The sequence below is a fragment of the Ensifer sp. ENS07 genome (assembly GCF_014852185.1).
Taxonomy (GTDB): domain Bacteria; phylum Pseudomonadota; class Alphaproteobacteria; order Rhizobiales; family Rhizobiaceae; genus Ensifer; species Ensifer adhaerens.
In genome coordinates this window covers 95,515-116,587 of sequence record NZ_JACVBE010000013.1, presented here as the reverse complement: position 1 = coordinate 116,587, position 21,073 = coordinate 95,515, and the positions used below count along the sequence as shown (strand labels likewise).

19 protein-coding genes and 1 pseudogene are annotated in these 21,073 nt (G+C 62.7%); 8 read left to right on the top strand and 12 right to left on the bottom strand.

Annotated elements, in window-relative coordinates; all coding sequences use genetic code 11:
• Nucleotides 1-110: 110 nt before the first annotated feature.
• Together IB277_RS29405 and IB277_RS29400 are read left to right on the top strand one after the other, a co-directional pair.
• On the top strand, nt 111-995 hold the full coding sequence (locus IB277_RS29405; RefSeq protein WP_034790688.1) for an AraC family transcriptional regulator: 885 nt from the start codon (nt 111-113) through the stop codon (nt 993-995).
• 173 nt (nt 996-1,168) lie between these two features.
• The gene (locus IB277_RS29400) at nt 1,169-3,373 is read left to right on the top strand and encodes a TonB-dependent siderophore receptor (RefSeq protein WP_192372266.1); all 2,205 of its coding nucleotides are present in this window, start codon (nt 1,169-1,171) and stop codon (nt 3,371-3,373) included.
• A gap of 196 nt (nt 3,374-3,569) precedes the next feature.
• Here the strand turns inward: IB277_RS29400 and IB277_RS29395 are convergent.
• The 3 genes and pseudogenes from IB277_RS29395 to IB277_RS29385 form a co-directional block, all read right to left on the bottom strand.
• Nucleotides 3,570-4,042: pseudogene (locus tag IB277_RS29395) on the bottom strand (heme-binding protein).
• Between the two features lie 88 nt (nt 4,043-4,130).
• Nucleotides 4,131-4,739: a response regulator transcription factor gene (locus tag IB277_RS29390; RefSeq protein WP_060529182.1), complete on the bottom strand. Its 609-nt coding sequence runs from the start codon at nt 4,737-4,739 to the stop codon at nt 4,131-4,133.
• Nucleotides 4,736-6,136 carry a sensor histidine kinase gene (locus IB277_RS29385; RefSeq protein WP_370689522.1) on the bottom strand — a complete coding sequence of 467 codons (1,401 nt, stop codon included), beginning with the start codon at nt 6,134-6,136 and terminating at the stop codon, nt 4,736-4,738. The genes IB277_RS29390 and IB277_RS29385 overlap by 4 nt, the downstream gene beginning before the upstream one ends.
• Here IB277_RS29385 and IB277_RS38285 point away from each other — a divergent pair.
• A complete protein-coding gene (locus tag IB277_RS38285; RefSeq protein ID WP_246802634.1) occupies nt 6,128-6,274 on the top strand; it encodes a hypothetical protein in 147 nt (48 codons plus the stop codon). The genes IB277_RS29385 and IB277_RS38285 overlap by 9 nt on opposite strands.
• A 163-nt stretch (nt 6,275-6,437) precedes the next feature.
• On the opposite strand, the gene IB277_RS29380 is transcribed toward IB277_RS38285, so the two are convergent.
• The 4 genes from IB277_RS29380 to IB277_RS29365 all read right to left on the bottom strand — a co-directional run bounded on the left by IB277_RS29380 (nt 6,438) and on the right by IB277_RS29365 (nt 10,989).
• Nucleotides 6,438-6,899, bottom strand: coding sequence for a MaoC family dehydratase (locus IB277_RS29380; protein WP_112976905.1), 462 nt, complete (start codon nt 6,897-6,899; stop codon nt 6,438-6,440).
• Nucleotides 6,900-6,929: 30 nt separating this feature from the next.
• Nucleotides 6,930-8,522 (bottom strand): DHA2 family efflux MFS transporter permease subunit, encoded by a 1,593-nt coding sequence (locus IB277_RS29375; protein WP_112976914.1) that lies wholly within the window; start codon nt 8,520-8,522, stop codon nt 6,930-6,932.
• Nucleotides 8,523-8,592: 70 nt separating this feature from the next.
• On the bottom strand, nt 8,593-9,795 hold the full coding sequence (locus IB277_RS29370; RefSeq protein ID WP_060583493.1) for an HlyD family secretion protein: 1,203 nt from the start codon (nt 9,793-9,795) through the stop codon (nt 8,593-8,595).
• A gap of 297 nt (nt 9,796-10,092) precedes the next feature.
• Nucleotides 10,093-10,989, bottom strand: a complete 897-nt coding sequence (locus tag IB277_RS29365) for a LysR family transcriptional regulator (RefSeq protein ID WP_060521125.1) — start codon at nt 10,987-10,989, stop codon at nt 10,093-10,095.
• A gap of 116 nt (nt 10,990-11,105) precedes the next feature.
• Between IB277_RS29365 and IB277_RS29360 the strand changes: the two genes are divergently transcribed.
• Nucleotides 11,106-12,092 carry a cyclase family protein gene (locus tag IB277_RS29360; RefSeq protein ID WP_060583494.1) on the top strand — a complete coding sequence of 329 codons (987 nt, stop codon included), beginning with the start codon at nt 11,106-11,108 and terminating at the stop codon, nt 12,090-12,092.
• A gap of 193 nt (nt 12,093-12,285) precedes the next feature.
• Nucleotides 12,286-12,897 carry an NUDIX domain-containing protein gene (locus IB277_RS29355; protein WP_192372264.1) on the top strand — a complete coding sequence of 204 codons (612 nt, stop codon included), beginning with the start codon at nt 12,286-12,288 and terminating at the stop codon, nt 12,895-12,897.
• A gap of 77 nt (nt 12,898-12,974) precedes the next feature.
• Here IB277_RS29355 and ilvD read toward each other — a convergent pair whose 3' ends face one another.
• Nucleotides 12,975-14,645: a dihydroxy-acid dehydratase gene (gene ilvD, locus IB277_RS29350; RefSeq protein WP_060610597.1), complete on the bottom strand. Its 1,671-nt coding sequence runs from the start codon at nt 14,643-14,645 to the stop codon at nt 12,975-12,977.
• A gap of 91 nt (nt 14,646-14,736) precedes the next feature.
• Here ilvD and IB277_RS29345 point away from each other — a divergent pair, with 91 nt between their 5' ends.
• Nucleotides 14,737-15,669, top strand: a complete 933-nt coding sequence (locus IB277_RS29345; RefSeq protein WP_234798768.1) for a LysR family transcriptional regulator — start codon at nt 14,737-14,739, stop codon at nt 15,667-15,669.
• 68 nt (nt 15,670-15,737) lie between these two features.
• Here IB277_RS29345 and IB277_RS29340 read toward each other — a convergent pair whose 3' ends face one another.
• From IB277_RS29340 to IB277_RS29330, 3 genes are read right to left on the bottom strand one after another with little or no spacing between them, the layout of a single operon-like run.
• Nucleotides 15,738-16,664 (bottom strand): U32 family peptidase, encoded by a 927-nt coding sequence (locus tag IB277_RS29340; protein ID WP_090297290.1) that lies wholly within the window; start codon nt 16,662-16,664, stop codon nt 15,738-15,740.
• 7 nt (nt 16,665-16,671) lie between these two features.
• Nucleotides 16,672-17,649, bottom strand: a complete 978-nt coding sequence (locus IB277_RS29335) for a peptidase U32 family protein (RefSeq protein ID WP_060583497.1) — start codon at nt 17,647-17,649, stop codon at nt 16,672-16,674.
• The gene (locus IB277_RS29330; RefSeq protein ID WP_060583498.1) at nt 17,640-18,158 is read right to left on the bottom strand and encodes an SCP2 domain-containing protein; all 519 of its coding nucleotides are present in this window, start codon (nt 18,156-18,158) and stop codon (nt 17,640-17,642) included. Before IB277_RS29330 ends, IB277_RS29335 begins: the two co-directional genes overlap by 10 nt.
• A gap of 115 nt (nt 18,159-18,273) precedes the next feature.
• Between IB277_RS29330 and IB277_RS29325 the strand changes: the two genes are divergently transcribed.
• Nucleotides 18,274-19,785, top strand: a complete 1,512-nt coding sequence (locus IB277_RS29325) for a UbiD family decarboxylase (protein WP_192372262.1) — start codon at nt 18,274-18,276, stop codon at nt 19,783-19,785.
• Nucleotides 19,782-20,372, top strand: coding sequence for a UbiX family flavin prenyltransferase (locus IB277_RS29320; RefSeq protein WP_192372261.1), 591 nt, complete (start codon nt 19,782-19,784; stop codon nt 20,370-20,372). The genes IB277_RS29325 and IB277_RS29320 overlap by 4 nt, the downstream gene beginning before the upstream one ends.
• Before the next feature lies 1 nt (nt 20,373).
• Here IB277_RS29320 and IB277_RS29315 read toward each other — a convergent pair whose 3' ends face one another.
• Nucleotides 20,374-21,063 (bottom strand): NnrU family protein, encoded by a 690-nt coding sequence (locus tag IB277_RS29315; protein WP_060529094.1) that lies wholly within the window; start codon nt 21,061-21,063, stop codon nt 20,374-20,376.
• Nucleotides 21,064-21,073: the final 10 nt, after the last annotated feature.

Sequence of the window (21,073 nt, the reverse complement as noted above, 5' to 3'; positions counted from 1 at the left end):
TAAATCGCGTTGGAAAGATTACGGGCTTCCGTCAAACATTAAAGATGAGTAATGGAGGAAGGAATTAGCCGGAGGCGTCGCCTCGTCCCTCGAGCATTGGATACGCCTAGATGTCGTTTCAACCGCGGATGCAGAACAAGATTTCCGGGTTCAAGGTGATCGGCGGGCTCCACCGGCGGGAATGGAACGGGATCATCGCCGACGTCTGGGACGTCGAATGCGAGGCGAGGGCAGGTGGCCACTATCTCTCGGATGATCCGCGCATGTTCATCGTGCTCGACGCTGAAGGCGGTAGCCGTTGCAACGTCAGACTTTCGCCCGATGGGCGCGGCGCGGTCGAGAACGAGCGCCAGCAGGCGCTTTCCTATATCCCGGCGGGCATGGAAATCTGGGCGGACATGGTCGATGTCAGGCGTATCCGCCACCTCGACCTGCATTTCAATCTCGAGGTTCTCGGCCGACGGCTGGAGGAGGAGCTCGATGCGGGGCGATGCGACACGCCACGGCTGATGTTTTACGACGAACGCTTCCTGCAGCTTGCACAGCTGATCGCCGCCGAGTGCCTCAATCCGCAGCCCTTGCACGATCTCTACGGCGATGGCCTGACGGTCGCATTGTTCATCGACCTGATGAAGCTTAATCGCAGCGATGCCCGCAAACGCAGCGCGCTTGCCACCTGGCAACTCCGCCGGGCGGTCGAATACATCGACGAGAACTGGGGGCGCAACATCCGCCTGGAGGAGCTGGCGTCCCTTGCCGGACTGTCGCAGTCGCACTTCAGTCACGCCTTCAAGGCGTCGACCGGCATGGCACCGCACCAGTGGCAGACCAATGCGCGGGTTGAGAGAGCCAAGCAACTGTTGCTGAAGAACGAGGCGTCGCTGACGACGGTTGCGGCCGAGACCGGCTTCTCCGACCAGGCGCACTTCACCCGGGTCTTCCGCAAGGTCGTGGGCGCGACGCCTGCGTCTTGGAAACGCAGCCGATTGAGCTGAGCAAGTTCCATCTTGAAGGGCGGTTGTTCGCATCAAATAGCCCAGAAACGTTCAATTTCCGCTGATCGCGACAAGAGCCACCGGAATAGTTGATATAAACACTCACCTTATTAGAGGGTGTAAGCCGCGCCGCCTGTAAGGCACTGCGGTGGTTCGGGTGAGATGGCAGACAGATGATGGTAAGAGGTAAGGCAGTACGGCTGACGGAGTGGCTGGCAAGCGGGGTCGCCGCCATTGCGGTTCTGGCCACCGGCGCGGCAATGGCGCAGGATGCGCCGGCGACAAGGCTCGAAACGATCGAGGCGACCGGCGCGAGGACGGAGAACGACGCCACAGGTCCGGTCGACGGCTATGTCGCCAAGGCGACGACGACCGGCTCGAAATCCGCAACTCCGATCGCTGAGATCCCGCAGAGCGTTTCCGTCGTCGGACGCGAGGAGCTTGACGACCGCGGCGTCGTCAACAAGGTCGACGAAGCGCTGCGCTACACGCCGGGCGTGATGGCCGAGCCCTTCGGCGTCGATCCGGATACCGACTGGTTCTACATCCGCGGCTTCGACGCGACGCAGACCGGCGTGTTCCTCGACGGCCTCAACCTCTTTTCCTACGGCTTTGGCGGGTTCCAGATCGATCCCTTCATGCTGGAACGTGTCGAGGTGCTGAAAGGTCCGGCTTCGGTGCTTTATGGCGGCGCCAATCCGGGCGGGATCGTCAGCCTCATCAGCAAGCGGCCGACGGGGGAAAACTCCGCCTATGTCGAGACCGGCATCAACAACAACGGCAATGCCTTCCTCGGGATTGACGTGAACCGGCAGCTGGACGACGCAATCAACTATCGCGTCACCGGCAAGATCTCAGGTGGCGACAACTATGTGGACCATTCGGAGGATCTGCGCGGCTTCATCCTGCCGCAGATCACCTATCAGCCCGACGACGCGACCAGCTTGACCGTCTACGGCCTGCTGCAGGGCCTCGACCAGGTTCATACCGGTGGCGGCTTCCTGCCCTATGTCGGCTCGGTCGTCGATGCGCCCTTCGGCAAGATCGACCGCAAGGCCTTCTTTGGCGAGCCGGACATTGATACCGGAACTTATGTGCAGCAGATGCTCGGCTACGAATTCAAGCACGAGTTCGACAGCGGCTGGCAGTTCAGTCAGAACCTTCGCTACGGTCATCTCTACAAGCACGAGAACGGGCCTTACACCTACGGCTACTACGATCCGAGCCTTCCTTTTCCGGTTTCGAACACGCCGGCGACCCCGGACAACCTGCTTTATCGCCTCGGCTTCGAGGCGACGTCGAAGGTCGATACGTTCGCCGTCGACAACCGGCTCGAAGGCGAGTTCGAGACGGGAGCGCTCGAGCATACGCTGCTCGTCGGCCTCGACTACAAGTTCTTCCGGCTGGACCACGTCCAGGCGTCGTCGGCGGGAACGCCGATCAGCGCTACTGATCCGGTCTATGGCGCGCCGCAACCCGCGAACGCCATCTACATCAACCAGGTGATCACACAGCAGCAGATCGGCGTCTACGCGCAGGACCAGATCCGCTATGGCGACGGCTGGCTCGTCACGCTCAACGGTCGCTACGACTATGTCGACACCAAGACCGACAACGGACCGACCTTCTGGGCGCCGACCCAGAATTCGAGTTTCGACTACAGCGAAGGCGCGCTTAGCGGCCGCGCCGGCCTTGCCTATGAATTCGACAACGGCCTCACCCCTTACGTCAGCGCCGCGACCTTCTTCAATCCGGTCGTGGCGGTAACGGCGACCGGCAACACGAAGCCCGAGGAGGGTGAGCAGTTCGAGGCCGGGATCAAGTACGAACCGACCTTTTTTGATGGCGTGCTGACGGCGTCCATCTACCAGTTGACCAAGCGCAACGCTCTCGTCACCGATCCGCTGACCAGCATCTCCACCCAGACCGGCGAAGTGCGTTCCCGCGGCATCGAGTTTGAGGGCAAGGTCAATCTCGACGAAAGCTGGAAGCTGATTGCGGGCCTCGATTTCATGGATATCGAGGTGACCGAGGACGCAAACCGTGCGCTGATCGGCAAGTCGCCCTATCTCGTCCCCGATACGCAGGCTTCGCTGTGGCTCGACTACACGGTGCAGCAGGGCGCGCTGGAAGGCCTCAGCCTCGGCGCCGGCGTGCGCTATCGCGGCGAGAGCTGGGCGGACAAGGAAAATACCGCGAAGGTGCCGGCGTCGACCGTCTTCGACGCAGCCCTGCGCTACGAGAAGGACGGCTGGGGCGCTGCCCTCAATGTCACCAACCTGTTCGACAAGCACTATGTCAGCGGCTGCAATGGCCTGCTTGTTTGCGGATATGGCGATGCGCGTACGGTCACGTTGAAGCTCAGCAAGACCTGGTGAGATCGTTCGGCTGATCGATGACCTGCTAAAGCAAACAGGGCGCTCGACCCGTGCCGGGGAGCGCCCTGTTTTTAACCCGGAGTGCCGCTATCGCACGCCAAAGGCGCCGACGGCTGAGAGCTCTCGAAACGGGTAGTGGCCTTTAAATGGAGAGGCCCGCCGCCTTTTCAAGGGCGAGAGCCCCCCTTGGAGCGAATTACTTCGCGCCGATTGCAGCAAGGCCTGCTGTCGCGCAGTTTGCGTCAACGTCGCCCGACGGCGCACCGCCGACACCGATGCCGCCGACGAGCGCCTTGCCGAACTTGATCGGCACGCCGCCGGCCTGGATGACCATGCGTGCGTCCATGTCGCGGAGACCTTCATTGGCGGGCTTGGAAGCGATGAATTCGCCGAGGCCAGCCGTGTCGCGCCCCATGGCCGCCGAGGTGAAGGCCTTGCCCTGGGCGCTGTTTCCGGTGTGCGGACCGGAATTGTCGGCCTTCAGCAGCACCTTGGTCGAACCGTCCCGTGCAACGACCCATTGTGGCCTTCGGCGGCGCATGCCTTCAGCGCTGCGTCGGCCGCCTTGACGGCCATGTCGAGCGGCAGGTAGACGGCGGTCGGAAGCTCCTGGGCGGTGGCGGCAACGGGAGCGAGAAGAGCTGCTGCAAGCACGATATTGCGGATCATCAATGGGTTCCTTTCCTGTTGATATGGAAAGGTTATTGCGGGACGCCGCCCATCGATATTCGTAGCTCTTCCATCACCATCCGTAGTTCTACGGAGTTTGCGTCCCTTCGAGCCAGATGCGGGTCAACTCCGCCTGCGAGGTGCTGCCGAGCTTGGCGCCGATCGCCGCGCGATGGCTTTCCACCGTTCGCGGCGAGAGGCCGAGCCCCTCGGCGATCTGGCGGGTGGTGAAACCTGCAGCGATGCGATCGAGAACCTCGCGCTCACGCTGCGTGAGCGCTGCCAACAGAGCAAGAGTTTCCGCCTTTTCCGCCCGTGCCTGCATCGTACGCACCAGTATTTCCTGCCCCTTGTGGATCGCGTCGATCAGGTCCTCTTCGTCTATGGGCTTGGAGAGAAAGTCGATGGCGCCGTTGCGGAAGGCGCGCCGGCAAGCTTCGATATCGCCATGGCCGGAAATGACGATTGTCGGCCAGTCCACGCCATTTTCGCGGAGCTTTTCCTGCAGCTTCAGCCCGGAGATCGCCGGCATGCGGATGTCGAGGATCAGGCAACCCGGCTCAAGGCGCGACAATTGCCCGAGAAAAGCCTGCGGATCGGCGAAGGGGATGACCTTGATGCCGACCGTCGAGAGCAGCAGGCCGAGCGCGCGGCGGACCGCATCGTCGTCGTCGACGAGATAGACGGGAACGGTCATTGTGTCTCTTCCAGACGGGCTCGCGCCTTGGGCAGTGTCACCCGGAAGGTGGCGCCCTCGTCGCCGGCCACCAATGTAATCTCGCCGCCGACGCGTTCCACCAGGCGTTGGCTGAGGGCGAGGCCAAGTCCCGTGCCGCCCGCCCGCGTCGTCATGAACGGGGTGAAAAGGCGCGGGCGCAAGGCTTCGGGAATACCTGGGCCATTGTCGACGACATCGAAAACCACCATGGAATCTTCTTGCCTCAAGGTCACGACCACGCCGGGCGCTTCGCCTGCGTGACCGTCAAGTGCTTCCATCGCATTACGCACCAGATTGAAGGCTACCTGCTCGATTTCGACCGGGTCGCCTGTCACGATCACCGGCGTTTCCGGCAGGTGGAACTCCAGCAGGATGCTGCGGGACCGGGCGTCCTGCTCCAGCAGCGCCTCGACATTGCCGAGCGCTCGGCGCAGGTCGAATGCACTCACAGGTACCGCATTCGGCTGCGACCAGTTGCGGAACCGCTCCAGAATACCGGAAGCCCGGCGCGCCTGACTGACGGTATCGTCGAGCACGGAGGCGAGGGCAGCGTGGTTCCCCTGGTTGAGGAGGCGACGCCCGGCTTGAGCCTGCGCGAGGATTGCGGTCAAGGGTTGGTTCAACTCGTGGGCCATGCCGCTTGCCATCTCTCCAAGCGCATTGACCCGTGAGGCATGGCTAAGCCGCGAATCGAGCGCGCTCAGCCGTGCCTGCTGTTCCGCCGCGCGGGTTCGCGCCCGTTGGCGCAAGGCCGCCAAGCCTGCGAGATAGGCGAGCGTCAGGGCGACGAACGTCAGGCCAGTCTGTAGGGGCGGAAACATATCGGAGAGACCGATATCCATACCGGTTTCGAGCAAGAGCGGTTGTGACGCGCTGCTGAGCGGCCTGGAGAAGCGGATGGCATTGGGCAGCGTGGCCGGCTGAAGCAGATTGTGCCCGTCCGGCAGCGAAAGCCGGACGGCCGTGCTCGATCGGGACCAGAAAGGCCCGCCATCGCCGATCAGCTTGCCGGCATCGATGGCGAGCATCAACCCGTAGCGCGCCTCGTTCGTGTTGGGGCTGCGCTTGACCATCATGTAATGATCGGGGCGCTGCGGATGCGGCAGAAGCGCAATCCGGCCGTCGGAAGCTTTGGCCGCCGCACGAATGCGCTTGGCCGTCGCCGCATCCAGCGGACCGGTCCCGATCGTCTCTGTCTCCGGATCAAGCGAGACAAGCTGGACTTCATCAATGCGCGGATAGAAGCGGGTAATCGTGCGCGCGACATCCAGGAAGAGATCGTGCCGGCGCCCTTCGGACGCAACCGCCACGGCCGAAAGCGCCGTCAAATGGGCATCGTGCTGATCGGCGCGCTGGGAGGCCAGCCCATGGAGCACGGTACTTTCCTGCTCCAGTTCGGCAACGAGGGACTGTCGCTCACGAGCGCCGAGGGCCACGGCCCCGACAAGCAGGAGGAGACACCAAAGGGCAGCAAGAAAAAAGGGTCGTTCAAGAAACGGACGGTTGTTCGGTAACATTGATCATTCTTGTCATTTGCAGGCTTTCTTGCACAGCCTTCCATTGCTGCTGTCCGGCTGCGCGGGGCGCCTGCCGGGGAAAATACGGTCCCGACGACAGAAAATCCAGAGCGCGTCGCGCGGCGCTACCCCGAAGGATCGCCAAGCACGGCCGGCCGTTTCAGCTCGGCTTTCGCACGATCACGAGCTTCGCCTTGAGGATCTGCACGACCTCGTTGCGCTGGTTGATTGTCTGGCTGACGACGACGGCGATGCCGCGGTCCGGTTTCGAGCGCGAGGGAATGATCTCGACCACCTCGCTTTCGACACGCAGGGTATCGCCGGGCCGCGTCGGGGCCGGCCAAGTGATGTCTCCGCCCGCGCCGATGAGGCCACCGGCGAAAGGCAGGCCGGTCTCCACGTTCAGCCGCATCGTGATCGCCGCCGTGTGCCACCCGCTTGCGACCAGGCCCTTGAAGAGCGTGTCACTGGCGGCCGCCTCGTCCAGATGAAACGGCTGCGGGTCAAACTGTGCGGCAAAAGTCTTGATCTGCGCCTCGTCGACCGTATGCGTCGCGCTGGTAAAGCGTTGTCCGACGTGAAGATCCTCCAGATAGAGACCACCCGGTCTGGAACCTTGCATGGGCCTTCCTCCTTCCATCGTATCTTCGAATTAGTGTGCGCCACCCGCGCCGGCGCCGCCGAGTTGGATCTTGCGGGTGAAGAGCAGCGCGATGGCTGCAAGCGCCAGCACGATCCCGATCACCGCGAAGGTATCACTGAAACCGAGGATCAGCGCCTGCCGGCGAACCGTAGCACCGATCACGGCGATCGCCTTGTGCTGTGCGACGGCGGCATCGGTGACGCCATGCGCCATGAAATGCCGCGTCAGATCGCCGATCCGGTCGCGGACTTCGTCGCGATAGACGGTCACCGACTGGCCGATGATGTTTGAGTGAAACTGCTCACGCTTGGTCAGCACCGTCGCAAGGGTGGCCGTGCCGACGGCGCCGCCGAGATTGCGCAGCATGTTCGACAGGCCCGAGGCGGCTGCCGCATCGCTTGGAGCGATGCCGGCGGTGGTGATCACCGTGATCGGCGTCAGCACCAGCGCCTGACCGATGGCGCGTACGATATTCGGGATGAAGAACTGGTCGCCGGCGCTGTCGAGCGACAGCGTCGTATTCATGAAACAGCTGGCCGCGAAGATGCTGATGCCAACGAAGCCGATATAGCGCACGTCGAACCGCTTCATCAGCGCCGGCACGAGCGGGATGATGAGAAGCTGCGGCAGCCCGGTCCAGGCAAGCACGAGGCCAATCTGCTCGGCATTGTAGCGCTGCACCTGGCCGAGATACTGCGGCAGGATGTAGACCGTGCCGAACAGGGCGACGCCGACAAGCACGTTGACGAGAACGCCGACCCCGAAATTGCGCTGCTTGAGCAGGCGCAATTGCACCAGCGGCTTTTCGACCTTGAGCTCTATGATGATGAAGGCGATCAGGAACACGGCCGCCGTCAAAGCGAGCTTGACGATGAACGGCGATTGGAACCAGTCGTCCTTGTTGCCTTCCTCCAAAACCGTCTGCAGCGCCGAAAGGCCGATGGCCATGGTAATAATGCCGGCCCAATCGCCCTCCTTGAGCAGGGACAATTGCATCGGCTTCTTCTCAAGGGTGAAGTAGAGCGCAATTACCATCACCAGGCTCGGCGGGGCGTTGACGAAAAAGATCGACTGCCAGCCATAATTCTCGGTGAGATAGCCGCCGATCGTCGGGCCAATCGCCGGGGCGAAGGTAACGGAGAGCGCAAACAGCGCCAGGCCGAGCGGCTGCTGCGCTTTGGGCAGGCGGGTCAACACCATGGTGAAGGCCATCGGAATGAGCACGCCGCCGGCAAAACCCTGCAGACCGCGCAGCGCAATCATCGAGCCTAGATCATGGGCAAACGCACAGGCCGCCGAAAACAGCGGAAACAGGACGGCGTTCGCCAGCATGTAGCGCCGGAACGAGAACACGCGGCTCAAATAATCGGTGAGCGGGATCACGACGATTTCGCCGATGAGATACGAGGTCGATATCCAGGCGCCGTTGTCGACGCCGGTACCGATGCCGCCTTCGATATCGAGCAGTGAGGCGTTGGTGATCTGGATGTTGAGGATCGCCATGAAGGCGCCGATCAGGCCGGCAAGAACGGAAATCCAGGCCGTCGTACTTGCCTTGTCGGGCGACGTTGCTGCGGGCTCACGCACGCCGGGCGAAACCATGGGCATCGTGGTGGTGGACATTGCATCCTCCTGCCAACCCTTAAAGCTGGGAACGGCGCCTGAGCGTCCTTCAGTTTATGCTTGCCGACACGGCGGCCACCGCCGTTCCTGCGGTTCGGGTGTCGATCGTCGGGTAGACGGACATGCCGGGCCGCAGCACCACGTCGTGCGGACTGTCGCGATTGATCACGATCTTGACGGGGATGCGCTGCACCACCTTGGTGAAGTTTCCCGTCGCATTGTCGGGCGGCAGCAGCGCAAATTCCTGGCCGCTTGCCGGCGAGATGCTGTCGACGTGGCCCTCGAAGACCTGGCCCGGGAAGGTGTCCACCTCTATCGCCACGGTCTGGCCGGGAACGACATCGGCAAGCTGTGTTTCCTTGTAGTTGGCAACGATGTAGGCCGCGTGCGTGGGCACGACTGCCATCAGCTGTGTCCCGGCCTGCACATATTGACCGACGCGCAAGGTGCGGTTGCCGATCACGCCGTCGATCGGTGCTGCGAGCGCGGTGTAGGAGAGGTTGAGCTCGGCCTGATGATCGGCCGCCTTCGCGCTGTCGAGCGCGGCCTTTGCTTGTGCGACTTCGGCTTTGATCACGTCGAGCTGCTTGACCGCGCTTGCGAGCGCTGCCGTGTCGCGCGTCACCGCGGCCCTTGCGGCGGCAATGCGTGAGGCCGCCTGTTGCGCGTTCTGCAGGGTACCGAAGCCTTGCCTTGCGAGCTCCGAATAGCGCCTGTCGTCCTGCTCGGCGAAGGTTTGGTCGGCCTTGTCGGCCTCGACCGTCGCCTTGGCCGAATCGATCACGGATTGCTGTGCGATGAGAGCCGATTGCTTGTTTGCGATATTGGCCTCGGCGGCTTCGACGCCGGCCCTGGTCTGTTCGAGGCTGACTGTGAAGTCCCGATCGTCGATGCGGGCGAGAACCTGTCCGGCCTTGACCTGCTGGTTGTCGGTGACCAGCACCTCGGCGATATGGCCCGAGACCTTTGGGGCAATGGTCGTGCTATCGGCCTTCACATAGGCGTCGTCGGTCGACACTTCGAAGCGACCCGTCGTCCAGTAGGCCCAACCGAAATCGGTCGCGCCGGCGACGGCGGCGATGGCAACGGATGCGAAAAGCACATTGCGAAGCCAGCGCCTGCGGGTTCCGATAGCGTTCGTGGCGATCACAGTCGGGATGACAGGCAGCGTCCGCTGTGCCTCCACGCCGGGCACGGCCTCCATCGTTTTCATAGGCTGGGCATTTTCGATGCTGAATGACTGCTGGCTCATTTCCGGTTCCTTTCACCGGTGCGGCGCGCGTCGAAATGAACGGTTGGCCAAATAAGGAAACTTTATGCTTTCCAAAATATTCGCGCCGCCGATTGCTGTCAAACGAATTTGGAAAGTTTGGCTGTTCCATAATCTGGGCTGTCACCCAGGTAACATGATTATGACGCGCTCGGGATCGGCGGCGCCCGCGCCATCTTCAGGTGGCCGAACATGACCGCTATCTCAATGCGGCTACCGGGGCGCATATTCCGCGTGAACCTCACGACTCGGTTCTGAGGTATTTGTCACGCCGAGCCCTTAAAGCCCGGCCTGTCGCATCTCGCTTGCCAGAAACTCGGTGAAGGCCTTCACCTTCGGCAGCAACAGCCGATTGGTAGGATAGACCGCGTAGATGCCGCGTTCGGCGAGCTTGTGACCAGGCAGCACCTGGCAGAGCTTGCCCTCGGCAAGCAACGGCGTGGCGATGAAGGAGGGCAACACGCCAATGCCGATGCCCGCCTGAATCATTTCGCTGAGCATCAGGCTGTTGTCGGCGACGAAACGTGCCGGCAGGTCGATCATGACGGCGCCGTCAGGCCCTTCCAGCCTCCAGCTGCCGGGCTGGTCGGCCAGGCGATAGGTGAGGCAATGGTGGCTCTTGAGATCGGCAACGGTCGCGGGCGTGCCATTGTCTGCGAGATAGGCCGGGGCGGCGCAGATGACTTGGCCAATGTCGCCGAGCCGCCGGGCGATCAGCGATGAATCCGTCAGAGCCGCACGCACCCGGATGGAAACGTCAAAGCCTTCCGAAACGACGTCGAGCACGTGGTCGTCGAGCGTCATGTCGACCTTCAATTGCGGATGAAGTGTCATGAAGCGCGCGAGCATCGGCGCAAGCACGGTCAATCCGAAGGAGAGAGGCGCATTGAGCCGGAGCCGGCCGTTGATCTCGCCTGCCTCGCCGGAGGTGGTGCGCTCCAGATGATCGAGCTCGTCGAGAAGCCGGCAGCATTCGGAAAAATAGGCGCGTCCGTTTTCCGACAGGCTCATGCGCCGGGTCGTGCGCACGATAAGCACGGCCCCGAGCCGTTCCTCCAGTTGCCGGACCTGCTTGCTGATCGACGCGTTCGACTGTCCGAGCTCCTCCGCCGCCTTGTTGAAGCTCTGAAGCTCGATGACGCGGCGGAACGAACGCATGGCGGCCAGCAGATCCATATTTTCTCCAGAGTAAATTATGTTTTCAATTCATCGCTGATTATTCTCTTCAGCGCCAGCAATAAGGTGAGCCCAGCTTCCTGATATCGCGGGAAGACCAGAAGAAGGAGTTCATCATGTTCAACACCGCGGTCCTGGAGCGTGTCTTGGTCGCTTCTCTCGTCGCCAGCCTCGTCGGCGGCCCGGCCTTCGCGCAGGAGGTCGGCAAGAGCCCGTGGGGGCCGAAGGACGAGATCGGGCGCCTCAACCTCATCACGCCGGATTCCCGCGCCGCCATTTTGTCGCGGATCGAGGGGAGCAAGTCCTACGACCTCGCGGTCGAGTATTTCATCGGCATGCCCAGCTGGGAGGCGGCCGGGGACCCGCCCTACCAGATGTGGATGACGCACACGCCGAATGGCACTCTGGTCTCCGATCCGATGAAGGTCGGCAAGGAGATGAACGCCCATGTCAGCTACACCGGCTCGGCGGTTTCTATGTATGCCCACATGGGTACCCACATTGACGCGCTCAATCACTTCGGCCTGAACGGCAAGATCTGGAATGGCTATGCCGCTGCCGATCACCTCGGGGACCAGGGTTGGACCATCACCGGCGCCGAAAAGCTGCCGCCGATCGTCGCGCGCGGCGTGATGATCGACGTCGCGGCAGCCAAAGGCATGCAGATGCTGCCCGACAACTACCGGATCACGCGCAAGGATCTCGAAGACGCGCTGAAAAGCCAGGGCGTGACGCTGGCGGAGGGCGATGTCGCCTTGATCCGCACGGGTCGCATGCAGAACTACGAAGACAAGTCCGCCTATATGAGCAACCCTCCCGGCCTCAGCATCGACGCGGCAAAGTTCCTCGTCGAGGACGGCGGCGCCATGGTGGTGGGCGCAGATAACCTGAGCTTCGAAGCCTTCCCGGCCGAAACGGAAAACAACTACATTCCCGTTCACACCTACCTGCTCGCGCAGCAAGGCGCTCCGATCATTGAGCTCATCAATCTCGAACAACTGTCCAAGGACAGGGTCTACGAGTTTGCCTTCGTCGGCGCGTCGTTGAAGTTCCGTGGCGCCGACGCAGCTCCGATCCGGCCGGTCGCCTTCCCGTTGCGATAGGCGGATGCCGTTAGACCATAATCGGCTGACCCGAGTGCCGCGGGATTGACCCCACGGCACTCGCCGTTTCCGCAACAAACGCCGCCCGATATCCCTGCCGCAGGGCGACGTCCGTACACGAAAAATCTTGACATTGCACGAAAATGCACGAAATTGCCCGACCGCATCACAGCCATTATCAATGGAGGGCAGCATGAGCATTGCACACCGAATTCAAGTGGAAGGCGTCACTATTCTCTCGGACGATTGGTACGTCCTGAAGAAGACCACCTTTTCCTTTCTGCGCGGCGACGGGAGCTGGCAGCGGCAGTCACGGGAAACCTACGATCGCGGCAACGGCGCGACGATCCTGCTCTACGATCCGGTCCGCCGCACCGTGATCCTGACCCGACAGTTTCGCTACCCAGCCTTCGTCAACGGCCATGACGATCTGCTCGTCGAGGCGCCGGCGGGACTGCTCGACAACGCCGAACCGGAAGCGCGCATCCGCGCGGAAACGGAGGAGGAGACGGGCTTTCGCGTGCGCGACGTGCGACAGGTGTTCGACGCCTTCATGAGCCCAGGCTCGGTGACCGAGCGCCTGCATTTCTTCGTTGGCGAGTACCAGCCCAGCGACCGCACATCCCAGGGCGGCGGTAACGAAGACGAAGGCGAGGATATCGCAGTTCTCGAACTTGGCATAGACGAGGCGCTTGCCATGATCCGCTCTGGCGCCATCCGCGATGGCAAGACGATCATGCTTCTGCAGTACGCCGCCTTGAACCTGTTCTCCAACCGAGTACCGGTCGGCAGCGTTGCAGATTGAGGCTGCGGCGCCCACCCGCCTCTGGGTCGGCGTCGATGACCCGGTTTTCCGACGGCTGTCGAAAATGCTCAGCAACGTCAGCCGGTGACCGCACCTTCGCTGGCCGGGCGCACCAGGGCCGCATACTTTGCCAGCACGCCGCGCCGATAACGCGGCACAGGCTGGCGCCACAACGCCCGCCGTCGGGCGATCTCGTCTACCGGCAGGTTAAGCTGCAGGAGCCGCTTGCCAGCGTCGATTGTGATCTGGTCACCATCCTCGACGAGGGCGATCGTTCCGCCTTCGAACGCTTCCGGGGAGACATGGCCGACGACCATGCCCCATGTGCCACCGGAAAACCGCCCGTCGGTGACAAGGCCGACGCTCTCGCCGAGACCGCGCCCGATGATCGCCGATGTGGGAGCAAGCATTTCCGGCATGCCCGGTCCACCCTTCGGGCCGAGATAACGAAGGACGAGGATATCACCTGGCCTTATTGTGTCGGAGAGAATGGCATCCATGGCGGACTGCTCGTCCTCAAAGACCCGCGCCGGACCGGTCATGACGGGGCGCTTGAGCCCGCTGATCTTCGCAACCGCCCCGCCTTCGGCGAGATTGCCATTGAGGATCGCGAGATGTCCTTCGCGATAAAGAGGTGCACTGAGCGGCCGGATGACCTCCTGCTCTGCGGTGGGCCTATCCGGCACGTGCGAGAGTTCCTCTCCGATTGTCCTGCCGGTTATCGTAAGACAATCACCGTAGAGCAGGCCCGCGTTCAACAGGAGTTTCAGTACCTGCGGCACGCCCCCGGCCTTGTGAAGGTCGACGGCCATATAGCGGCCGGACGGCTTCAGGTCGCAGATCACCGGAACCTGGCGACGCACGCGCTCGAAATCCTCCAACGTCCAGTCGACCTCAGCCGCATGCGCGATCGCCAGGTAGTGCAGCACGGCGTTCGTCGAGCCACCCGTCGCCATGACGAGTGTGACTGCGTTTTCAATCGATTGCCGCGTGACGATGTCGCGCGGCCTGATGCCCTTCTTCACGGCATCCACCAGGACGCGTGCCGATTCGACGGTGCTGTCGATCTTCTCCCGGTCGGGATTGGCCATGTTCGACGAGTAGAGCAGGGACATGCCCAGGGCTTCAAACGAGGAACTCATCGTGTTGGCCGTGTACATGCCGCCGCAGGATCCGGTCGTCGGACAGGCATTTCGCTCTATGCCTTCGAAATCCTCCGCGCTCATCTGGCCTGCCATGTAGGCGCCGACGGCCTCGAATGCCGAAACGACCGAGAGGCTCTGCCCCTTCCAGAGACCGGGCTTTATCGTGCCGCCATAGACATAGATGGCCGGGACATTGGCGCGGAGAATGCCGATCATGCCGCCCGGCATGTTCTTATCGCAGCCGCCGAGCACCAGAACGCCGTCCATCCATTGACCCTGCACCGTCGTCTCGACGCAGTCGGCAATTACCTCACGCGAGACGAGGGAGTATTTCATGCCCTCTGTCCCCATGGACATGCCGTCCGAAATCGTCGGCGTCCCGAATATCTGTGGGTTGGCTCCAGCAGCCTTGATCGCGGCTACGGCCGCGTCCGCGAGTGGCTGCAGCCCGGCATTGCAGGGCGTGATCGTCGAGTGGCCATTGGCAATGCCAATCATCGGCTTGGCGAAATCGGCCTTCTTGTATCCGAGCGCATAATACATTGCCCGGTTCGGCGAACGCGCGACGCCTTCTGTAATCTGTCTGGATCGTTGGTTGTGCATCTTGGCCTCCCGAAATCGAGACCAACCTACTGGCGCGCAAAAGAGTTGTGAAATATAGTTATGACGCCAATTTAGGTCTCTGGACATATTAATGAGCAACATGGACCTGAGACAGATTCGCCAGTTCGTGGCGGTTGCCGAGGAACTTCATTTCGGCCGCGCCGCCGAACGCCTCAACATGACGCAACCGCCGCTCAGTCAAGCGATCCAGGCGCTGGAAAGAGAACTCGGATTGCGGCTTTTCGATCGCACCAAACGCGAGGTGAAACTCACGCCCGTCGGCGAGCAATGGTTTGTGCATGCCCGACGCGTTCTGGCAGAGGCGACAGCGCTGCCTGATATCGCGAGAAAGCTTGCACGCGGCGAAATGGGGCTCCTGCGCCTGTCCTTCGTCAGTACTGTCGACTATAGCCTGCTGCCAGCAGCCGTCGGTCGCTTTCGGGCTGCCTATCCAAACGTCGAGCTCTCTCTGCGCGAAGCGACAAGCGACGTGCAGATCGATGCCCTGCTGAGGAGCGAAGTCGATGTCGGCATCGTCATCGCTCCGCCATCCAGTTCGCTGAGCCAAACCCTGAGCTATCGCCCGATCCTTCGCGAACCGCTGATTGCCGCGGTCCCGTCATCCTGGATAGACGAAGGGCGCGACGGCTTCTGCGAGGGGATACTAGAACCTGCCGCGTTCTTCGCCGCGCCACTGATCCTCTTTCCACGGCGGTCCGCGCCGATCTTTCACGACCTTGTTTCGGGCTACTTCGCCGAGCATCGCTCAGCCTTCTCCGTCTTCCAGGAGGCTATACAGATGCAGACGATCATCGGACTGGTGGGCTCCGGGATGGGTGTCGCACTGGTTCCGCAGTCCATGACCAGGCTGCAGCGAGACGGGGTGACCTATCTGCCGCTTTCCGGGCGCGTCCCGACAGTTGAAACTGGCTTGCTTTGGCGCACCAATGATCGGAACGCGGCATGCGCAAACTTTCTCGCTGTCGCCAATGCGTCGGTTCATCAGCCTGCGCAAGCGCTGTAACCGACAGGTGGATCCTGCGAAGGACGCAATTCGCGAATGCGAGGCGATGTATGCGCCTCCTCACCTCGCTAACTTGCTTCGGCGGATATCCATGCCGCTCCTGTCTGACCGTGGTGGAAACCATTGGAAAACGGCCTGTTTGGGTAAACGCCGCCAAGATCCGCCTGTGCTTCACGTGGCCAGCATCGCCCGGCGATGACATCGTCGAAGATGCGGGCCACGGCCGCCATGTCGCAATCCTGCGGCGACAGCCGAACGCGGGAAACGCCGGCGGCGGCAAGCTCTGGCAGTTCCTGCAGCAGCACCTGGCAGGTGTGCGACATGGTCTGTACGCCGTTCAGCGCCAGAAAAGGCTGGCTGTCGAGGGTCTCGACGGTCAGGCCGTCAGGGTCTTCGCCGCAGATGAACTGGCAATTGTCCTTGATCAGCCCCTTGGAGCGGGCATGGGCGCAACGCGCCGAAATCGCCAGCGGTACGCGGCCGAACGCGAAGACCTCGAAGGCGACCCCCGGACTTTCCTCGATAATGCCGCGCACCGACGTCATCGGCAGTTCTGGCGGCAGACAGATGCTCATCGCGCCCCTCGAGGCCAAGAGCCGGGCAGTCGCGCCGTTATAGACGTTGACCAGCGGCCCGATAGAATGCGGCTTGCCGGCAAGCAGGTGCAGCGCGGATAGGTCATTGACCTCGATCGGATGGGCGCTGTCACGCACCAGCCCGCGCACCAACTGGCTTTCACGTTCCAGCGTCACCAGCGCGAGCGAGGCGAGGCTCACCTGCTTGCCGGCATTCTCCAGCCGTTCGATGACCTCGCCGACATGGGGCTCGATGAAATGCAGCCGCTTCGAGCAGACGGCCTCGCCGATCGTGACGTGGGCGATCGGCGCTTCGTCGGCAATGCGGAAATAAAAATCGCGCCATTTGGGGCCATCCCAGAGATAGTAGACCGGGCCGAGGCTCAGGACGGGCTTGGATGGGCTTGTCGATATGGTCATGGGCCGATTACCTCCAGCGCTTTTCGTAGGCGCCTGTTGTCGTCTTCTGGCCTTCGCTGAGCGCCTTCAGCCGCGACACCAATGCGGGCCGCTCGGTGGCGCCGGCGGTCAGTGCCCGCCGCATGACTGACACGACCTCGGCGACATAGGCCTTTCCCCGCTGCCGGCCCTCGATCTTCAGCGCGCTGACGCCGGCGCTGCGCAGGGCATCGATATGGTCCATGACGTCGAGTGAAACCGGATCCTCGAAGGCGTAGCCGCGGTCCTCCGCGATGTCGAAGCGCCCCTTGCAGAGCGTCGGATAGCCGGCGGCTTCGCCCGCCGGGAAGCGGTTGATAGTGTAATCGCCGAGCTCGGACACCAGCTCGCGTCCGTCCTGGCGATAGCGCACGTGGCTTGCGGGCGAGCAGACACCGTTCATGTTGGGCGACTTGCCCGTGGCGTAGGAAGAAAGCGAACAGCGCCCCTCGGCCATGACACAGAGGCCGCCGAAGGCAAAGACCTCGATCTCGCAATCGATCTGTTTGGCAAGGCGAGCGATGTCGGCGATCGTCAGGGTGCGCGGCAACACAACGCGTTTTGCCGCGAAGGTCTCGACGAGGAAGCGCACGGCGTCCGCATTTGAGGCCGAGGCCTGGACGGAAACGTGCAGCCGCTGCTGCGGATGGCGTTCCACCGTATAAGCCATCAGGCCGAAATCGGCGAGGATGACGGCATCGGCACCAAGCGCCACGGCGTCATCCACCGCCTGATGCCAGACCGTCTCCTGGCCGGCGCGCATGAAGGTGTTGATCGCAACGAAGGTCATCACCCTGCGCTGTTTGGCATAGGCAATTGCCGTTCGGAGTTCGTCGCGTGAGAAGTTCAACCCCGGAAAATTGCGGGCGTTCGTCTCGTCGCGAAAGCCGCAATAGACCGCGTCGGCGCCGGCATCGACGGCTTCGCGGAAGGCAGCGGGTGTGCCGGCGGGGCAGATCAGTTCCATTGGGGAGCCTCCTCCTTGAGAACGCGGCCAAGCGCCCGTTCGCGGATCTGTTCTCCCGCGCGACGCACGAGCGGCGCCAGCGGTCCGGCCATCTCAGCGAGATGGCTTGGAAGGTCGATCTCGCAATCGTCGAGTGCGTTGCGCAGCGCCAGCATCGCCTCCATGTCGCCGCTGACGGCAAGATCGCGCGAGAAGAACACGGCGTCGCCGTCGATGCGGCCCTCGAGCAGCGCCAAGAGCAGTACGAGCTCGCCTTCCATGCAGGCATCGGAAACCGGCGCGCGCTCCTTGCGATGTACGGAGATGCGCGGCACGGCCGGTTCGACAAGGAAGCCGATCGGCAGGTCAGACGGCTGGAAGGCGTAGCGCTTGGCTGCATGATCCGCGAGACGGTCGAAGAGGCCCGGATGGCTCGCGATCACGCGGGCAAAGACGCGCTGCACCACGCTTTCGATGGCGATGATGGGAACGAAGCTAAGGGGGGCGGTGATCGCGAGCGGAAGTGTCATTTGCTACCTGTGGAGCGTCGGAATCGAACGATGCGGCGCATGCTAGTCGCCTGCTGCCGGTCGTTGTTTGCGCCACGTCAAAGACAAGGACCATTCGCCGCCACAAACAGGCTCCATGAACAGGACCTTTCGCCCGTCAAAGGGCTTTGCAACGCTTCAGGATTTTATCGACGCGCTCGAGCGCGAAGGCGATTTGAAGCGGATTTCGCGACCGGTTTCGCTGGTGCATGAGGTGACCGAAATCCACCGCCGCGTGCTTGCCGCCGACGGGCCGGCGCTTCTCTTCGAGCGGCCGGTCGATGCGACAGGCGCCGCACAACCGATCCCGCTTCTGACCAATCTCTTCGGGTCGGAACGCCGGATCGAGCGTGGTTTCGGCCTGGCGCCGGGCGGGCTCGATGCGCTTGCGGGTGAACTTGCGGAGCTGCGCGATCCGAGAGCGCCGCAGTCGCTGCGCGACGCCTGGGATCGGCTGCCTCTGCTCCGATCGGCGATGTATATGCGGCCACGAAAGGTAACGCGTGCGCTGTGTCAGGAGGTCGTCTGGCGCGATCAGGAAATCGACCTTGGGCGCCTGCCGGTTCAATGGTGCTGGCCGGGCGAGCCGGCGCCGCTGATTACCTGGCCACTGGTGATCACGCGCGCGCCGGATGATCCGCTCGATGTCAATGTCGGGATCTATCGCATGCAGGTGCTGGGGCCCGATCGCGCCATCGTGCGCTGGCTCGCCCACCGCGGCGGCGCCCGCCACCATCGTCTGTGGCAACGCCTGGGTCAGGACATGCCGATCGCGGTCGTCATCGGTGCCGACCCAGCGACGATCCTTTCTGCGGTCATGCCGCTGCCGGACGGACTGAGCGAGCTGAATTTCTCAGGCCTGCTTCGGCGCGGCAGGACGCAACTCGTGAAAGCGAAGACCGTGCCACTTTCGGTGCCGGCCAATGCGGAGATCGTGCTTGAGGGTACGGTCTCGGCGAGCGAGACTTCGGAGGAGGGCCCCTATGGCGACCATACCGGCTATTACAATTCGGTGGAGCCGTTCCCGGTCATGCGTCTGTCGGCGATCACCATGCGTCGGAATCCGCTCTATCTTTCCACCTATACCGGCCGACCGCCGGACGAGCCTTCGCGGCTCGGAGAGGCGATGAACAGGCTGTTCGTGCCGCTGGTTCGCAAGCAGTTTCCGGAGATATCCGATCTCTGGCTGCCGCCGGAGGCCTGCTCCTACAGAGCCATGGTCGTCGCGATCGACAAGCGTTATCCCGGGCAGGCCAAGCGTGTGATGATGGGGCTTTGGTCCGTCTTGCCGCAGTTCAGCTACACCAAGCTGATCATCGCCGTCGACCCGGATATCGACGTGCGCAACTGGTCCGACGTAATGTGGGCTCTTGCGACCCGCTTCGATGCCAGCCGCGACGTGACCGTGATCGAGGGCACGCCGATCGACTATCTCGACTTCGCGTCGCCACGTTCAGGCCTCGGTGGCAAGCTCGGGCTCGACGCCACCAACAAGATCGGCACTGAGACCGACCGTGAATGGGGGCGGGTGCTCGAAATGTCGCCGGAGGTCGTGGGTCAGGTCGATGCGATCTGGGCCGGTCTCGGGCTTGGAGGGCTGACCCGATGAACCGGTTGAAGATCGTCCTCGGTGTCACCGGGGCTTCGGGTGCTGCGATTGCGGTGCGCATCGCGCAGCGGCTCAGCGAAATCGAAAGCGTCGAGCTGCATCTGGTTCTGTCGCCGGCGGCGCACCGCACGCTCGCGCATGAGGCTGGCGCAGGCGCTCTTCCATCCCTGCTGCGTCTGGCCGCGCGGACCTATGACCACGCCGATATCGGCGCGGCGATTGCGAGCGGATCGTTTTCGACGGCCGGCATGATCGTCGCGCCGTGCTCCATGCGCTCACTTGCGGCGATCTCTGCCGGCATGGCCGATAACCTCGTGGTACGGGCAGCCGACGTGCATCTGAAGGAGCGGCGCAGGCTGGTGCTGATGGCACGCGAGACACCGCTGCATCTCGGTCACCTGCGCAATATGTGCGCCGTCACGGAAATGGGGGCGATTATCATGCCGCCGGTGCCGGCCTTCTATCATCGGCCTGAGAGCGTCTCGGCCATCGTCGACCATCTGGCGGCCCGAGCGATCGACCTGCTGGCACTGCCGATCACCCCGCAGGCTATGGCCTGGCAGGGTGAGGACCAAAAATCATCGTGATCTAGGAGACGGTGGCCTGAAGCAGCGGATCGGCGCCGAACAGGACCTCGTGACCGCCAAGCAGCAGCCACACGGCAATCGCGACGGTGGCAAAGGCGGCTATGATCATCACGGGATCGGCGCGCAAACGGGTTTCGCCTCGAATGATGGCCGCAAAGGGCCAGACTGACGTGCCCTTCGAGGCCGCTTGCCAGTTGTCACCCAAACGCCGGCGGGCACGCTTTTCAAGCATGAAGAAGCCACCGGCGGAAAACAGTGCGAAACCGCCGAAAAGAACCAGCGCGCGCAAGTCGCCATTGGGCACGATGTGACCGGCGGCCCAGAGCAGGAAGCCCCAGAGCACCGGGTGACGGGTGATCGTTACGATGGCGCCGGGCCGCTCGTTTCCCTGATAGATGGAGATCGACAGCGCGTTTTCGCTGAAGAGGCCAGCCAGCACGAGAAAGATGCCGAGTGGCGCCAGCACGAAGGTTACCCAGGCCTGCCAGGCCGCCGGTTCCCAGAGCGGGATGAAATCGAGCTGAAGGGCCGCGTGAAAGACGAAGCCGAGAGCAAGCACGGACAGAAGCGAATACACCGCGAAATAGGTCGAGCGACCGAGCCGGTCGATCAGGCCCTGGCGTAACGCCGGCCAGGCCGGCACCAGATGGAGCAGCAGGAAGACGGCGAAGGCGAGGAGAAAATAGGTCATATCGGTTGTC

Bases quoted from the DNA above. Each gene is read 5' to 3' on its own strand.
- IB277_RS29405 (WP_034790688.1), top strand. From the start codon at position 111: ATGTCGTTTCAACCGCGGATGCAGAACAAGATTTCCGGGTTCAAGGTG.
- IB277_RS29400 (WP_192372266.1), top strand. From the start codon at position 1,169: ATGATGGTAAGAGGTAAGGCAGTACGGCTGACGGAGTGGCTGGCAAGC.
- IB277_RS29390 (WP_060529182.1), bottom strand. From the start codon at position 4,739: ATGACCGTTCCCGTCTATCTCGTCGACGACGACGATGCGGTCCGCCGC.
- IB277_RS38285 (WP_246802634.1), top strand. From the start codon at position 6,128: ATGGAGCACGGTACTTTCCTGCTCCAGTTCGGCAACGAGGGACTGTCG.
- IB277_RS29380 (WP_112976905.1), bottom strand. From the start codon at position 6,899: ATGCAAGGTTCCAGACCGGGTGGTCTCTATCTGGAGGATCTTCACGTC.
- IB277_RS29375 (WP_112976914.1), bottom strand. From the start codon at position 8,522: ATGGTTTCGCCCGGCGTGCGTGAGCCCGCAGCAACGTCGCCCGACAAG.
- IB277_RS29370 (WP_060583493.1), bottom strand. From the start codon at position 9,795: ATGAGCCAGCAGTCATTCAGCATCGAAAATGCCCAGCCTATGAAAACG.
- IB277_RS29365 (WP_060521125.1), bottom strand. From the start codon at position 10,989: ATGGATCTGCTGGCCGCCATGCGTTCGTTCCGCCGCGTCATCGAGCTT.
- IB277_RS29360 (WP_060583494.1), top strand. From the start codon at position 11,106: ATGTTCAACACCGCGGTCCTGGAGCGTGTCTTGGTCGCTTCTCTCGTC.
- IB277_RS29355 (WP_192372264.1), top strand. From the start codon at position 12,286: ATGAGCATTGCACACCGAATTCAAGTGGAAGGCGTCACTATTCTCTCG.
- ilvD (WP_060610597.1), bottom strand. From the start codon at position 14,645: ATGCACAACCAACGATCCAGACAGATTACAGAAGGCGTCGCGCGTTCG.
- IB277_RS29345 (WP_234798768.1), top strand. From the start codon at position 14,737: ATGAGCAACATGGACCTGAGACAGATTCGCCAGTTCGTGGCGGTTGCC.
- IB277_RS29340 (WP_090297290.1), bottom strand. From the start codon at position 16,664: ATGACCATATCGACAAGCCCATCCAAGCCCGTCCTGAGCCTCGGCCCG.
- IB277_RS29335 (WP_060583497.1), bottom strand. From the start codon at position 17,649: ATGGAACTGATCTGCCCCGCCGGCACACCCGCTGCCTTCCGCGAAGCC.
- IB277_RS29330 (WP_060583498.1), bottom strand. From the start codon at position 18,158: ATGACACTTCCGCTCGCGATCACCGCCCCCCTTAGCTTCGTTCCCATC.
- IB277_RS29325 (WP_192372262.1), top strand. From the start codon at position 18,274: ATGAACAGGACCTTTCGCCCGTCAAAGGGCTTTGCAACGCTTCAGGAT.
- IB277_RS29320 (WP_192372261.1), top strand. From the start codon at position 19,782: ATGAACCGGTTGAAGATCGTCCTCGGTGTCACCGGGGCTTCGGGTGCT.
- IB277_RS29315 (WP_060529094.1), bottom strand. From the start codon at position 21,063: ATGACCTATTTTCTCCTCGCCTTCGCCGTCTTCCTGCTGCTCCATCTG.